Origin of the sequence: Stenotrophomonas sp. 2694 (assembly GCF_040548715.1) — a bacterium.
GTDB lineage: Bacteria > Pseudomonadota > Gammaproteobacteria > Xanthomonadales > Xanthomonadaceae > Stenotrophomonas > Stenotrophomonas indicatrix.
Map to the genome: position 1 here is coordinate 44323 of NZ_JBEPSG010000002.1, position 12094 is coordinate 56416.

Below are 12094 nucleotides of genomic sequence, written 5' to 3' on the forward strand. Positions count from 1 at the left end.
CATGAATGGAATCACTTCTTTACTTATTCGCGCAGCGCTTCTTGTGGTGGCGACACTGGCCGGTGCTACTCCGGCTGCGGCCCAGGAAGTTGTGGAATACATCCACACCGACGCACTGGGCTCACCGGTGGCGATCACCGATGCCAGCGGAAATGTCATCGAGCGTACGGTGTATGAGCCCTATGGGGCCGTGGTCAATCGGCCGCTGAAGGATGGTCCCGGGTACACCGGGCATGTGACGGACTCCGGGACCGGGCTGAGCTACATGCAGCAGCGGTATTATGATGCTGAAATTGCAACGTTTTTGTCTAGCGATCCCGCGCCGGTAGCCGCAGATGATGGGGCGGGTTTTTGTAGGTACTGCTATGTGCTTGGTAATCCATACGGTTATGTTGATCCGGACGGCAGAGAGCGTGAGGCAGTTATAGGGAGTAAAATCAAAGGGAGCGAAAAAGGTTTTGCCGGATCGAGGTGGGGAACGGTCGGTGGAAGCTATGCGGGTTCCATGCTGAAGAGGCATCGAACCCCAGGGAGCCAGGAGCGACTCATTGAAAGTGTCGGTGGGGACAAGGAGTTGCTCCGTTATGCGCGCAGGACGCATGAGGAATTTGTAACTTCTCTGATAGGAATTGCCGGCGGTGGAGGTTTGAGTTTTGGTAGGAATGGAGCTAAAGAGACAGTAACATTGTTTAGGGCGGTTGGTCCGGATGAGTTGGGTGATATTATTGCGACTAAGGCGCTTCGCAATCTCGGGTCCGCAGAAGGAAAATACTTTACAACATCTGCGATGGATGCGGCCGCATACGGGCGGCAGGCTGTAAGGTCATTTGGTGATGCGCCGTATACAATAATACGAGTTGATGCGCCAAAGAATGTTCTCAATGGGTTGTCTCCAGCCAGTGTGGATCGAGGTATTCCAGCGTGGGTAGTTCCTAACGGGAGGCTTCAGGGCCTTTCTCCGAGGGTTTTAAATAGTTCTCCCGTTCCAGCTAAAGGACTTTGATGGTGCAGCCTGATATAATTATTTCTGTCCGATTCTTGTTGAGCGCTGAGGGGGGGAGGTCGGGTGATGTAGTGGGAAAAATATATTCATGTCCACTATACGTAGCTGGTCGTGCATTTGATTGCCGCTTGCTATTGGAAGGGGGGCGGGCCATCCTCGGGGAGAATTACGAAATTCCAGTTGCCTTTTTGTTTCCGGAAGAGGCCCTTGTAGTGGCGAAGCCGGGGGCAGATATGTCTCTTTGGGAAGGACGGACGGTCGCGCGCGGTCGCATTTTGCGTGTCCTATCAGACATCAGATAGAAGTCTATGGGAGCTGCTTAAGCTCAACTTGCAAGTGCAACATCCCGCAATCGCGTAGCGTGCCCGCTTGGCCAGGCAGGGCCATTTGAGTTCCGAGGAGCACGCCATGCTACAGATCGAGGCCAGCAACGGCGCGGGCATACGCTTGCGCTGAGCGTACCGACAACTGCATTCAACGGCAGCTACAGCATCAGCTGGTCGGCCTCTGCCGGTGTAGAACGCTTTGAGCTCGACGAGAGTGCCAATGGTGGTACCTGGAGCCAAGTCCACAATGCGGCGGGTCAATCCAAGGGGTTCAGCGGCAAACCGGCAGGTAGCTTCAACTACCGTGTCCGTGCGTGTAATCCGGTGGGGTGTACCAGCTACAGCGGCAGCGCTGCGGTGGCGGTGGTCTACCCGCCTGCCAGTGCTCCAGGAGTGTCAGCGGCGGCTCGTTCGGCACCGGGCAGCATTGGCATCGGCTGGAATGGGGTGACCGGTGCGACGCGTTACACCCTGCAGGAAAGCACAAATGGTGGCGGTTGGGTGACGCTGGTGGATGCACACGTGCTGTCCTTTGCAACGCCCGCACGCGGAGTGGGTACTTATGCGTACCGCGTCGCCGCCTGCAACGGCGCGGGATGCGGGCCTTGGTCAGGATCTGCGACGGTTGCAGTGATCGGTGCGCCGACGATCGAGCCGGTGATCAACGCCCCAGGGCTGGTGAATGTGCCGCAGTACAGTCTCAGTTGGTCTGTGCCTGCCAACAGCGAAAGCTTCATCCTGGAGGAGAGCGCCAACGGCGGTGGATGGACCGTGGTGCATAACGGCGGTGCGAACAGCTTCGGCGCGGACCGCGGCAAGGGCAGCTATGCCTATCGCGTGCGTGCCTGCAACTTCGTGGGGTGCAGCCCTTACTCGGGCATCGTGACGGTAACGGTGGCACTTCCTCCAGGGACGCCCCATTTCTATCTGGCCGAATGGCTGACCACGCGCAAGGCGCCCTATCAGGTGCAGTGCTCGGTGGGGTGGAGCCAAATGGCCGACGCCACTGAGTACCAGCTTGAGAGTGGTGGCGGTGGCAAGCGTCTGTATACCGGGCCCAACGCCTATGTGAGTGCAAACGGCAATGCGTATTGTGCCGGCAACTATCGTGTGCGTGCCTGCAATGCAGGCGGTTGCTCGTCGTGGTCAGCCGACCATCCCGTCACCCGCGGTGTACTGAGCTGGGACTGAGCCATGAATGGAATCACTTCTTACTAATTCGCGCAGCGCTTCTTGTGGTGACGATGCTGGCGTGTATTGCGCCGGCAGCAGCCCAGGAGGTGGTGGAGTATATCCACACTGACGCACTGGGCTCACCGGTGGCGATCACCGATGCCAGTGGAAATGTCATCGAGCGTACGGTGTATGAACCCTATGGGGCCGTGGTCAATCGGCCGTTGAAGGATGGACCAGGGTACACCGGGCATGTGGTGGACTCGGACACAGGTCTGAGCTACATGCAGCAGCGGTACTATGATGTGGAGACTGGGGCATTTCTATCAGTCGATCCAATAGCCTCATCAGTGGCTGCTTTTGGACGCTACGCGTACGCGCTGGGGAACCCGTATCGGTTCCTTGATCCGGATGGAAGGCAGCCCAAGGAAGCTCGGCAGGCTATTACCGGGAGCAAAATAAAAAATAATGGTATCGCCGCTGGAGTAAGGGTGGCGGCAATCGGAGGGGCTCTCCCGTCTGGTTTTACTAAGGAGAATGCGCAGGCTCGGTATGATGCTATGAAGGGTGTTGTCGATGCTACGAAGGGTAAGATGGAGTCAATCGCGAACGCAAATTCAGACGATGCTGCCAAGGTCTTTTCACAGGTTTATCAGAAATACTCTATTAGATTCGGATGGGAGGTGAGTGCGGAAATCGTGATGAAGAATAGCGGTGCTTTTCATCTTTCCGATATTGGGATTTCCGCTGATGTTCGTCGCGAAGACTGGTTGGGGGGCTCTGCTGGACGACCGTTGCTTGGAGGGATCAACATTCATACGCATCCAGTTCTGGATGGCTTCAAGACGGCGTACTCGCCGTTCTCATATGGTGATATTCAAACTTTCAGAACGTCCAAGTCCACAAATTACGTGTCCGATCCGTCGGGGGTGTATAAGATGAATTCGAGTGGTGAGTCGGAGATGATCAAATGAAGCAGATTGGGGTCGTGGCTTCTGCGGCGTTTCTTGCATTTCAGTTGGCAGCATGTCAAATGCCTGCAGAAGATCATGCGTCGCACAGAGTGAGCTGCGGTGAGACGGCGCAGAATGCGTGCAGGGTGACTTTCAGGGCGCTTGCAAGCGATGCTAGTGGATTCAATGGCCGCATGATTCGGATTGAAGGTTATCTTGCTGTTTCTCGGGATCTATTTGTCCTGAATTCAAGCAAGGAGTTTTATGAGGCAGGAGTGACCGACGAGACTTCTATCAGGATTAGAGGTCCGATGGATGTCCAGGAGCGCATCTTTCAAGAGCATGCTTACTCTTGGGTGTCAGTGATTGGAACCTTCAGGGATAGAGAAAAGACTGGAACAACTGAGGATCTATTGCTCGGGGAAATTTTCGCGCCTCTTGAAGTGCGTCCGTTGGGGTTGCCGGTCGAAGTTAAGCGCCAGACTTTCGGAGACGTGTTGCTTGATCTTGAGGATATCAAGTAACTTTCCACCTTTGCATTGATGATGGCGTGGCTGCCCCTGATGGCAGAACTCAGGGGGTCTTCTAGGTCGTCGCAGGAGTCGTCAGCAATGCGTCTGAAAGTACTGCTAAGAATAGGCGCGGCAATCTCTGCGGCTTGATTGATGCTTGAGGGCAGTAATGTGGATTCGAGAATGGAGGCGCAGGCTGCGGCATTCCTGGTGAGATTTCTTTGCATGACCAAGAGATATTGGCGTTATATGCTTATTCCAACTCCAAGGGTCCTTTGATGGCCTTTTGCAAATTGGTACTTGGTCCAGTGCTGTTTCTTGCTGCGGCAATGGATTGTTCGGCCCATGAAAAAGTAGTGGGCGCGTTGATGTCTGTTTGTCGGTCATAAATGCATATGTTTCCGCGTCTCGGGAATGGGCTGAGTATGTCTGCGTTGTCGTTCCTGAGGCTGGGGGTGGCGGGCTCCGTGGGTATGCTGTAATGCATCGCGCAGGCAAAGTTAAGGTGCCTTCCGAAGCTTAAGTCATTTCATGTTTATTTGGATTCAAAATGCAAGGCCGTGGTCGGTGAACTCGGGTGTCAGTGACGAGAGCCTGCCGTTGCGAATGGTCGTGTTTGCCGGTGCTCCTCGCAAAAGAAAAACGCCACGGTCTCCCGTGGCGTACGTATCTTTCCAGCGGTTACTGAAGCCTTACCCCAGCAACTTCCGCACCTTCGTCAACGCAGCCATGAACCGCTCGATCTCTTCATGCGTGTTGTAGAACGCCAACGACGCACGGCAGGTCGCCGCCACGCCGTAGTACTGCAGCAGCGGATGCGCGCAGTGCTGGCCCGAGCGCACGGCCACACCTTCCAGATCCAGCAGGGTAGCCAGATCGTGCGCATGGGCGCCGTCGATCAGGAATGACACCACCGCCGCCTTTTCCGGCGCTTCGCCGATGATGCGCAGGCCGTCAACCCGGCGCAGCTCTTCGGTGAAGTGCGCCAGCAGCTCGGCTTCGCGCGCTTCCACGTGGTCCAGGCCGACGTTCTGCAGATAGTCCGCCGCCACGCCGAGGCCGATGAAACCGGCGATGTTGGGGGTGCCGGCTTCAAACTTGTGCGGGGCGTCGTTGAATACGGTGCCGTCGAAGCTGACTTCCTTGATCATCTCGCCGCCGCCCAGGAACGGCGGCATCGCGTCCAGATGCTCGCGACGCGCCCACAGCGCACCGGTGCCGGTCGGGCCGCACATCTTGTGGCCGGTGATGGCGTAGAAGTCGCAGCCGATCGCGGTGACGTCGATCTTGCGGTGCGGGGCCGCCTGCGAGCCGTCGACCACGGTGACGATGCCGCGCTTGCGCGCTTCGCGGCAGATCTCGCGCACCGGGTTGATGGTGCCGAGTACGTTGGAGACATGGGCCACGGCCAGCAGCTTGACCTCGGCGGTCATCGCCGCGCGCAGCGCGTCCAGGTCCAGCGCGCCGTCGGGGGTGATCTCGGCCACGCGGATGGTCGCGCCGGTGCGCTGGGCGACCAGCTGCCACGGCACGATGTTGGCGTGGTGTTCCATGCGCGACACCAGGATCACGTCGCCGGCCTTCAGCCGGGGCAGGGCCCAGGAGTAGGCAACCAGATTGATCGCGAAGGTGGTGCCGCTGCACAGCACCAGGTCGTTGCTGCGCACGTTGAGGAAACGGGCCAGCTTGTTGCGTGCGCCTTCGTAGGCGTCGGTGGCCTCGGTACCCAGCGCATGCACGGCACGGCTGACGTTGGCGTTGTAGCGACGGTAGAACTCGTCCACCGCGCCGATCACCTGCACCGGCTTCTGGCCGGTGTTGGCGTTGTCGAAATAGACCAGCGGCTTGCCGTGCACTTCGCGCATCAGCAGCGGGAAGTCCAGGCGCACGCGCGCCCAGTCGGGGGCGTCGGCGGGTGCTTCGATCGGTCGCGGGGTGGACAGGTTCATGCCACGCCCGCCTCGGCCAGCGCCTTGTCCAGCCGGCGTGCCAGCTGTTCGCGCAGCGCTTCGGGCAGCACCTTCAGCGGTTCGTGGCAGAACGCGGCGCTCAGCAGCGCCTGCGCCTGGGCCTGCGGCAGGCCGCGCGAGCGCAGGTAGAACAGCGCGTTGGCGTCGAGCTGGCCGACGGTGGCACCGTGTGCGGCCTTCACTTCGTCGGCGTCGATCACCAGCGTCGGCTGGGTATCGATCTCGGCGTCGGCAGACAGCAGCAGGTTCTTGTTGGACAGGTTGGCGTCGGTGCCATCGGCACCGGCACGGATCTGGATGCCGCCATGAAACACCACGCGACTGCGGTTGGCGGCCACGCCACGCCACTGCAGCTCGGCGCTGGTGTCGCGGGCGATGTGGTCGATGCCCAGGCGGGTATCGACGTGGCGGCGACCGTTGCCGAGCAGCACGCCATTGGCGGTCAGCTGGGCGTTGTCGCCTTCCAGGCGCACGTTCAGCTCATGGCGGCTGAGCGCGGCACCCAGCTCCAGGTCCACGCGGTGGTACTGCGCGTCCTTGGCCAGCACCGCGTCGGTACGCAGGAAGCTGGTCTGGCGCGCGCTGCCGGCCTGCACGCGGGCGTGCTTGAGCACCGCATCGCGGGCGACGTGGGCGTGCAGCACCGTGTTGTCCAGATGCGCCGAATCACCGACGCTGAAGCGGTGCTCGACCACGCCCAGGCTGGCGCCGGCACGCAGTTCGATCAGGTGGCGGTGGTGCCAAGCCAGGTCGGTGTCGCCGGCCACGCTGGCGAATACCAGCTGCAGCGGCACCTCGACCTGCACGCCGTCGTCCACGCGCAGCACCACGCCCTCATCGGCGAGGGCGGCGTTGAGGCGGGCGAACACATCGTCGCTGCGATCGTAGCGGCGGCCGAGGAAGCGCACGGCGTCCTCGCCAGCGGCCAGTGCGGAGGACAACGTCTCCAGCTGCACGCCGGCCGGCAGGCCCTGCACGTCGCTCAGCGCGTCGTTGAGGCGGCCATTGACGAACACCAGGCGCGGTGCCGGGATGTCCTCCAGCGCGGTGGCATCCAGCAGAGCCGGGGCCAGCGGAGCAGCCGCGAAGCTGCGACGCTCCAGCTGGCGCAGCGAGGTGTACTTCCAGGTTTCGCTGCGTGCGCCGGGCAGGCCGTCGCGCAGCACGCTGTCGAGCACTTCGCGGCGCGCGTCGCTGCCGCAGAAGGCCTGGGCCATGGAGTCGAGCAGGGCGCTCATCAGACCGCCGCCTCGGGCACGACCCGGTCCTTCAGGAAGTCATAGCCGTGCGCTTCCAGTTCCAGCGCCAGTTCCGGGCCGCCGCTCTTGACGATGCGGCCATCGGCCAGCACGTGCACGACGTCCGGCTTGATGTAGTCCAGCAGGCGCTGGTAGTGGGTGATGACCAGGAACGAGCGGTCGGCGCTGCGCAGCGCGTTGACGCCGTCGGCCACGCTCTTCAGCGCATCGATGTCCAGGCCCGAATCGGTTTCGTCCAGGATCGCCAGCTTCGGCTCGAGCACGGCCAGCTGGAAGATCTCGTTGCGCTTCTTCTCGCCACCGGAGAAGCCTTCGTTGACGCCACGGTGCAGCAGTTCGTCCTTCAGGTGCAGCACGGCCAGCTTCTGCCGCACCAGCTTGAGGAACTGCATGGAATCCAGTTCTTCCTCGCCGCGCGCCTTGCGCTGTGCATTCAGCGCGGCGCGCAGGAAGTAGGTGTTGTTCACGCCGGGGATTTCCACCGGGTACTGGAATGCCAGGAACAGGCCGGCAGCGGCGCGCGCTTCCGGGTCCTGATCGAGCAGGTCGACGCCTTCGAACTGCACGCTGCCTTCGCTGACCTCATAGCCGTCGCGGCCAGCCAGGACATTGCCCAGGGTGGACTTGCCGGCGCCGTTGGGGCCCATGATGGCGTGCACCTGGCCGGGCTTCACTTCCAGGGACAGGCCCTTGAGGATTTCCTTGTCGCCGATGCGGGCGTGGAGGTTTTCGATCTTCAGCATGATGGGGGTTTCCGTGGTGCGGGCCGGGGCCCGCCGGTAAAGAGAATGCGTTGTGCGAGGGCGCAGGGCGGGCGATCAGCCCACCGAACCTTCCAGCGAGACTTCCAGCAGCTTCTTGGCTTCCACCGCGAATTCCATCGGCAGTTCGCGGAACACCTGCTTGCAGAAGCCGTCGACGATCATCGACACCGCGTCTTCCTGGCTGATGCCACGGGCGCGGCAGTAGAACAGCTGGTCGTCGGAGATCTTCGAGGTGGTGGCCTCGTGCTCGACGGTGGCGCCCGGGTTCTTCACCTCGATGTAGGGGAAGGTGTGGGCGCCGCACTGCTTGCCGATCAGCAGCGAATCGCACTGGGTGTAGTTGCGCGCGCCGTCTGCGTTGCGGTCCACCTTGACCAGGCCACGATAGGTGTTCTGGCCGCGGCCGGCGCTGATGCCCTTGCTGATGATCTTGCTCTTGGTGCGCTTGCCGACGTGGATCATCTTGGTGCCGGTGTCGGCCTGCTGGCGATGGTGGGTCAGTGCCACCGAGTGGAACTCACCGACCGAGTCGTCGCCCAGCAGCACGCAGGAAGGGTACTTCCAGGTGATCGCCGAGCCGGTCTCGACCTGGGTCCAGGTGACCTTGCTGCGCGCGCCACGGCATTCGGCACGCTTGGTGACGAAGTTGTAGATGCCGCCGACGCCGTTCTCATCGCCCGGGTACCAGTTCTGCACGGTGGAGTACTTGATCTCCGCATCGTCCAGCGTCACCAGCTCGACCACCGCCGCATGCAGCTGGTTCTCATCGCGCATCGGCGCGGTGCAGCCTTCCAGGTAGGACACGTACGCCTTCTCTTCGCAGATGATCAGCGTGCGCTCGAACTGGCCGGTGTGGCCGGCGTTGATGCGGAAGTAGGTGCTCAGTTCCATCGGGCAACGCACGCCCTTGGGAATGAACACGAAGCTGCCATCGGAGAACACCGCAGAATTGAGCGCGGCGAAGTAGTTGTCGCCCACCGGCACCACGGTGCCCAGGTACTGTTTGACCAGTTCCGGGTGCTCCTTGATGGCTTCGGACATCGAGCAGAACACGATGCCCTTTTCGGCCAGTTCCTTGCGGAAGGTGGTACCGACGGACACCGAGTCGAACACCGCGTCCACCGCTACGCCGGCCAGCTTGGCGCGCTCGTGCAGCGGCACGCCCAGCTTGTCGTAGGTGTCCAGCAGTTCCTTGGGCACGTCATCCAGCGAGGCGTACTTCGGGCCCTTCGGCGCGGAGTAGTAGCTGAGCGCCTGCAGGTCGATCGGGGCGATCTGCAGCTTGGCCCAGTTCGGCATCGGCATGGTCAGGAAGTGGCGGTAGGCGTCCAGGCGCCACTGCGTCATCCATTCCGGCTCTTCCTTCTTGGCCGACAGGGCGCGGATGGTGTCCTCGTCCAGGCCGGCGGGAAGGGAGTCCGACTCGATGTCCGTGATGAAGCCGGCCGAATACTTGCGGCCGAGCTGCTCATGGATCTCGCGGTTGGGGGTGTCGTCGCTGGCGACGGTTTCGATGGTTTCGGTGGCCATGGGGGGCTGCCTACGGATCAGGAGACGACGTCGACAGCGATGGTGCGGCGCTGTTCTTCGTCGACAAGGGGAAGAGGGGGCAGGATCTGCGCCAGGCTGACATCACGCAGGGCCTCGGAGACCACGTCGTTGATCAGCCGCCAGCTGCTGCGCGCGCCGCACTTGGGCGCCATGCCGCACTGGTGGTGGTCGTGGCTGCACTCGGTCAGGGCCAATGGCCCTTCCATGGCTTCAACCACTTCAAACAGCGAGATCTCGATCGATGGGCGGGTCAGCCGGTAGCCGCCACGGACGCCGCGCAGGCCTTCGACCAGGCCGGCCTGGGCCAGTGGCTTGAGCACCTTGCTGACGGTGGGCGGCTCCAGACCGGTGAATTCGGCCAGCTCGGTGGCACTGAGCACCTCGCCCGGACGGGCGGCGAGTACGGTCAGTACGACGGTGGCGTAATCGGTGAGCTTGGTGACGCGCAACATGGGATGCGAGTGGTTCTTAAAGCGGACTGAAATTGTACGCTTTTATTCGCCGGCATCCAACCCGGCCATTCAGCGGGCGCTTGGGCCTGGCCGGAGGGCAGTCGCCAAGGGCCGCCATCGGGGCGACATGCTGCGGCATGGGGGTGATTTTCGCAATCACCCGGAATGGGCGAGAATCAACGTTCCTTCCGCTGCAAACGTCTCTTGCCGATGCCCAAGAAGATCCAAGCCCGCAAGTCCGCCATCCACGGCAACGGTGTGTTTTCCGTGGCCCCGATCAAGCAGGGCGAGCGCGTGATCCAGTACAAGGGCCTGCTGCGCAGCCACGGCGATGTCGATGCCGATGACAGTGGCGACGTGGAAAGCGGCCATACCTTCCTGTTCACCCTCAACGACGACTGGGTGATCGATGCCAACTACAAGGGCAACGACGCGCGCTGGATCAACCACAGCTGCGACCCGAACTGCGAGGCGGTGATCGAGGAAGACGAAGACGGTGACAGCCGCGGCGACAAGGTCTTCATCGAGGCGCTGCGCGATATCAAGGCGGGCGAAGAGCTGACGTACAACTACGGCATCACCCTGGCCGAGCGCCACACGGCCAAGCTGAAGAAGATCTGGGAGTGCCGCTGTGGCTCGCCCAAGTGCACCGGCACGATGCTGCAGCCCAAGCGCTGATCCGGTAGCGCCGGGCCATGCCCGGCGAACGCGAAGCGCGGGCGGAACCAGAAGCCGCCGGGCACGGCCCGGCGCTATCCGGGCGATTCTCCACCTGCCGTGCACGTGAGGGTCACCGCCGTTCAAGGGCCACTCGGCCACCCTGTGCGCTCCCCCCTATCTGGAGCACGACATGGCACAGCGTCTACGCGGCAAACAGATCGCCATTCTCGCCACGCATGGTTTCGAGCAGTCCGAACTGATCGAGCCCAAGCACCTGCTGGAAGCGGAGGGCGCGCGCGTGAGCGTGGTGTCGCCGGCCAAGGAGGCGAGCATCAAGGGCTGGAAGGACAAGGACTGGGGTGATTCGGTCGCCGTGGATCAACCACTGGATGGCGCCGATGCCGGCCGTTTCGATGCGCTGGTGCTGCCCGGTGGCGTGATCAATCCGGATACCCTGCGCACCAACGAAGCAGTACTGGATTTCATCCGCAGCATGGCGGGTGCCGGCAAGCCGGTGGCGGCGATCTGCCACGGCCCCTGGCTGCTGATCAACAGCGGGCTGGCGGAGGGCCACGAGGTCACCTCGTGGCCGTCGCTGCAGCAGGACCTGGCCAATGCCGGCGCGCGCTGGCGCGACGCGGAAGTGGTGGTGGACGGCAACCTGATCACCAGCCGCAAGCCCGATGACATTCCAGCCTTCAGCGAGGCGGTGGTGAAAGCGCTGGCGGCGTGATGCGGCGCTGGTAGCGCCGGCCGCTGGCCGGCACGTGCGTAAAAGGATTGCCGGCCAGCGGCCGGCACTACCTTATTTGCCGAGGATGCCCGCCGGCACCAGGTCGCCCAGGTTCTGGTTGAAGGTCACCACCAGCTTGCCGTTCTTCACCTGTGCCGACTGCACCTGCAGGGCGCCGAGCAGTCCGGCCACGGCCGGGTCCAGCTTGTAGATCGGTTCGCGCTGGGCGTAGTCGCTCAGCCATGCGTTCAGCAGGCCACGGGTCCGTGAATCGAGACGGCCACCCTGGCTGGCCGGAGTGAAGTCATCCACGCTCGGCTGCTGCAGGTGGAAGCCCTGGGTCTGCGCGTCATAGCGCAGGCCACTGCTGAGCTTCACCGTACCCAGCTTGGCCGGGTTACCGCCGGCGGTGGCCAGCGCCACGTCCATGCCCAGGTTCAAGCGCTCGCCTGCGGGCAGGCTCAGCTGCGGGTGGCTCATGGTCAGCGCGATCAGGCCGCCCAGCGCGTCCTGCGTGCGCGGGAAGCTGCCGTCCAGATACTGCTGCACGTCGCTGGCGCCAACCGCCAGTTCACGACCGGAGATCGAAGGGGCGGCCTGCGCACCGATCGCAGCAGCAATCAGCACGGTCGAGGCGGCAAGGCGGGTCATCAGGGAACGCAGGCGCATGGCGGTGACCGGAAGAAGGATCCAAGAGGCCTACAGAGTAGCTTTGCCCGCTGAATCGCGGGTACACAC

At 62.2% G+C, this 12094-nt stretch carries 12 protein-coding genes; 6 read left to right on the forward strand and 6 right to left on the reverse strand.

What is annotated here, in order from left to right; translation table 11 throughout:
• Nucleotide 1: 1 nt before the first annotated feature.
• The 4 genes from ABIA73_RS02995 to ABIA73_RS03010 all read left to right on the forward strand — a co-directional run bounded on the left by ABIA73_RS02995 (nt 2) and on the right by ABIA73_RS03010 (nt 3979).
• Nucleotides 2–1003, forward strand: coding sequence for an RHS repeat-associated core domain-containing protein (locus ABIA73_RS02995; RefSeq protein WP_354275410.1), 1002 nt, complete (start codon nt 2–4; stop codon nt 1001–1003).
• Nucleotides 1004–1776: 773 nt separating this feature from the next.
• Nucleotides 1777–2520, forward strand: a complete 744-nt coding sequence (locus ABIA73_RS03000; RefSeq protein WP_354275411.1) for a fibronectin type III domain-containing protein — start codon at nt 1777–1779, stop codon at nt 2518–2520.
• Nucleotides 2521–2573: 53 nt separating this feature from the next.
• Nucleotides 2574–3476 (forward strand): RHS repeat domain-containing protein, encoded by a 903-nt coding sequence (locus ABIA73_RS03005; RefSeq protein ID WP_354275497.1) that lies wholly within the window; start codon nt 2574–2576, stop codon nt 3474–3476.
• Complete coding sequence (locus tag ABIA73_RS03010) at nt 3473–3979, forward strand: hypothetical protein (protein ID WP_154879573.1); 507 nt, start codon at nt 3473–3475, stop codon at nt 3977–3979. The genes ABIA73_RS03005 and ABIA73_RS03010 overlap by 4 nt, the downstream gene beginning before the upstream one ends.
• A 680-nt stretch (nt 3980–4659) precedes the next feature.
• Here ABIA73_RS03010 and ABIA73_RS03015 read toward each other — a convergent pair.
• The 5 genes from ABIA73_RS03015 to ABIA73_RS03035 all read right to left on the reverse strand — a co-directional run bounded on the left by ABIA73_RS03015 (nt 4660) and on the right by ABIA73_RS03035 (nt 9963).
• Nucleotides 4660–5916, reverse strand: coding sequence for a cysteine desulfurase (locus tag ABIA73_RS03015; protein WP_354275412.1), 1257 nt, complete (start codon nt 5914–5916; stop codon nt 4660–4662).
• Nucleotides 5913–7175, reverse strand: coding sequence for a Fe-S cluster assembly protein SufD (sufD, locus tag ABIA73_RS03020; RefSeq protein WP_279208326.1), 1263 nt, complete (start codon nt 7173–7175; stop codon nt 5913–5915). Before sufD ends, ABIA73_RS03015 begins: the two co-directional genes overlap by 4 nt.
• The gene (gene sufC, locus ABIA73_RS03025) at nt 7175–7939 is read right to left on the reverse strand and encodes a Fe-S cluster assembly ATPase SufC (protein WP_025873980.1); all 765 of its coding nucleotides are present in this window, start codon (nt 7937–7939) and stop codon (nt 7175–7177) included. Before sufC ends, sufD begins: the two co-directional genes overlap by 1 nt.
• Before the next feature lie 75 nt (nt 7940–8014).
• Complete coding sequence (sufB, locus tag ABIA73_RS03030) at nt 8015–9490, reverse strand: Fe-S cluster assembly protein SufB (protein ID WP_025873979.1); 1476 nt, start codon at nt 9488–9490, stop codon at nt 8015–8017.
• A gap of 17 nt (nt 9491–9507) precedes the next feature.
• Complete coding sequence (locus ABIA73_RS03035) at nt 9508–9963, reverse strand: SUF system Fe-S cluster assembly regulator (protein ID WP_025873978.1); 456 nt, start codon at nt 9961–9963, stop codon at nt 9508–9510.
• Nucleotides 9964–10173: 210 nt separating this feature from the next.
• Between ABIA73_RS03035 and ABIA73_RS03040 the strand changes: the two genes are divergently transcribed.
• Both ABIA73_RS03040 and ABIA73_RS03045 read left to right on the forward strand, forming a co-directional pair.
• The gene (locus tag ABIA73_RS03040) at nt 10174–10641 is read left to right on the forward strand and encodes an SET domain-containing protein (protein ID WP_010483549.1); all 468 of its coding nucleotides are present in this window, start codon (nt 10174–10176) and stop codon (nt 10639–10641) included.
• A gap of 172 nt (nt 10642–10813) precedes the next feature.
• Entirely contained in the window at nt 10814–11356 is a 543-nt protein-coding gene (locus ABIA73_RS03045) for a type 1 glutamine amidotransferase domain-containing protein (protein ID WP_025873977.1), read from the forward strand.
• Nucleotides 11357–11428: 72 nt separating this feature from the next.
• Here the strand turns inward: ABIA73_RS03045 and ABIA73_RS03050 are convergent, their stop codons facing one another.
• Nucleotides 11429–12025: a YceB family lipoprotein gene (locus tag ABIA73_RS03050; protein WP_025873976.1), complete on the reverse strand. Its 597-nt coding sequence runs from the start codon at nt 12023–12025 to the stop codon at nt 11429–11431.
• Between the last annotated feature and the right edge of the window lie 69 nt (nt 12026–12094).

Bases quoted from the DNA above. Each gene is read 5' to 3' on its own strand.
- ABIA73_RS02995 (WP_354275410.1), top strand. From the start codon at position 2: ATGAATGGAATCACTTCTTTACTTATTCGCGCAGCGCTTCTTGTGGTG.
- ABIA73_RS03005 (WP_354275497.1), top strand. From the start codon at position 2,574: ATGCTGGCGTGTATTGCGCCGGCAGCAGCCCAGGAGGTGGTGGAGTAT.
- ABIA73_RS03010 (WP_154879573.1), top strand. From the start codon at position 3,473: ATGAAGCAGATTGGGGTCGTGGCTTCTGCGGCGTTTCTTGCATTTCAG.
- ABIA73_RS03015 (WP_354275412.1), bottom strand. From the start codon at position 5,916: ATGAACCTGTCCACCCCGCGACCGATCGAAGCACCCGCCGACGCCCCC.
- sufD (WP_279208326.1), bottom strand. From the start codon at position 7,175: ATGAGCGCCCTGCTCGACTCCATGGCCCAGGCCTTCTGCGGCAGCGAC.
- sufC (WP_025873980.1), bottom strand. From the start codon at position 7,939: ATGCTGAAGATCGAAAACCTCCACGCCCGCATCGGCGACAAGGAAATC.
- sufB (WP_025873979.1), bottom strand. From the start codon at position 9,490: ATGGCCACCGAAACCATCGAAACCGTCGCCAGCGACGACACCCCCAAC.
- ABIA73_RS03035 (WP_025873978.1), bottom strand. From the start codon at position 9,963: ATGTTGCGCGTCACCAAGCTCACCGATTACGCCACCGTCGTACTGACC.
- ABIA73_RS03040 (WP_010483549.1), top strand. From the start codon at position 10,174: ATGCCCAAGAAGATCCAAGCCCGCAAGTCCGCCATCCACGGCAACGGT.
- ABIA73_RS03045 (WP_025873977.1), top strand. From the start codon at position 10,814: ATGGCACAGCGTCTACGCGGCAAACAGATCGCCATTCTCGCCACGCAT.
- ABIA73_RS03050 (WP_025873976.1), bottom strand. From the start codon at position 12,025: ATGCGCCTGCGTTCCCTGATGACCCGCCTTGCCGCCTCGACCGTGCTG.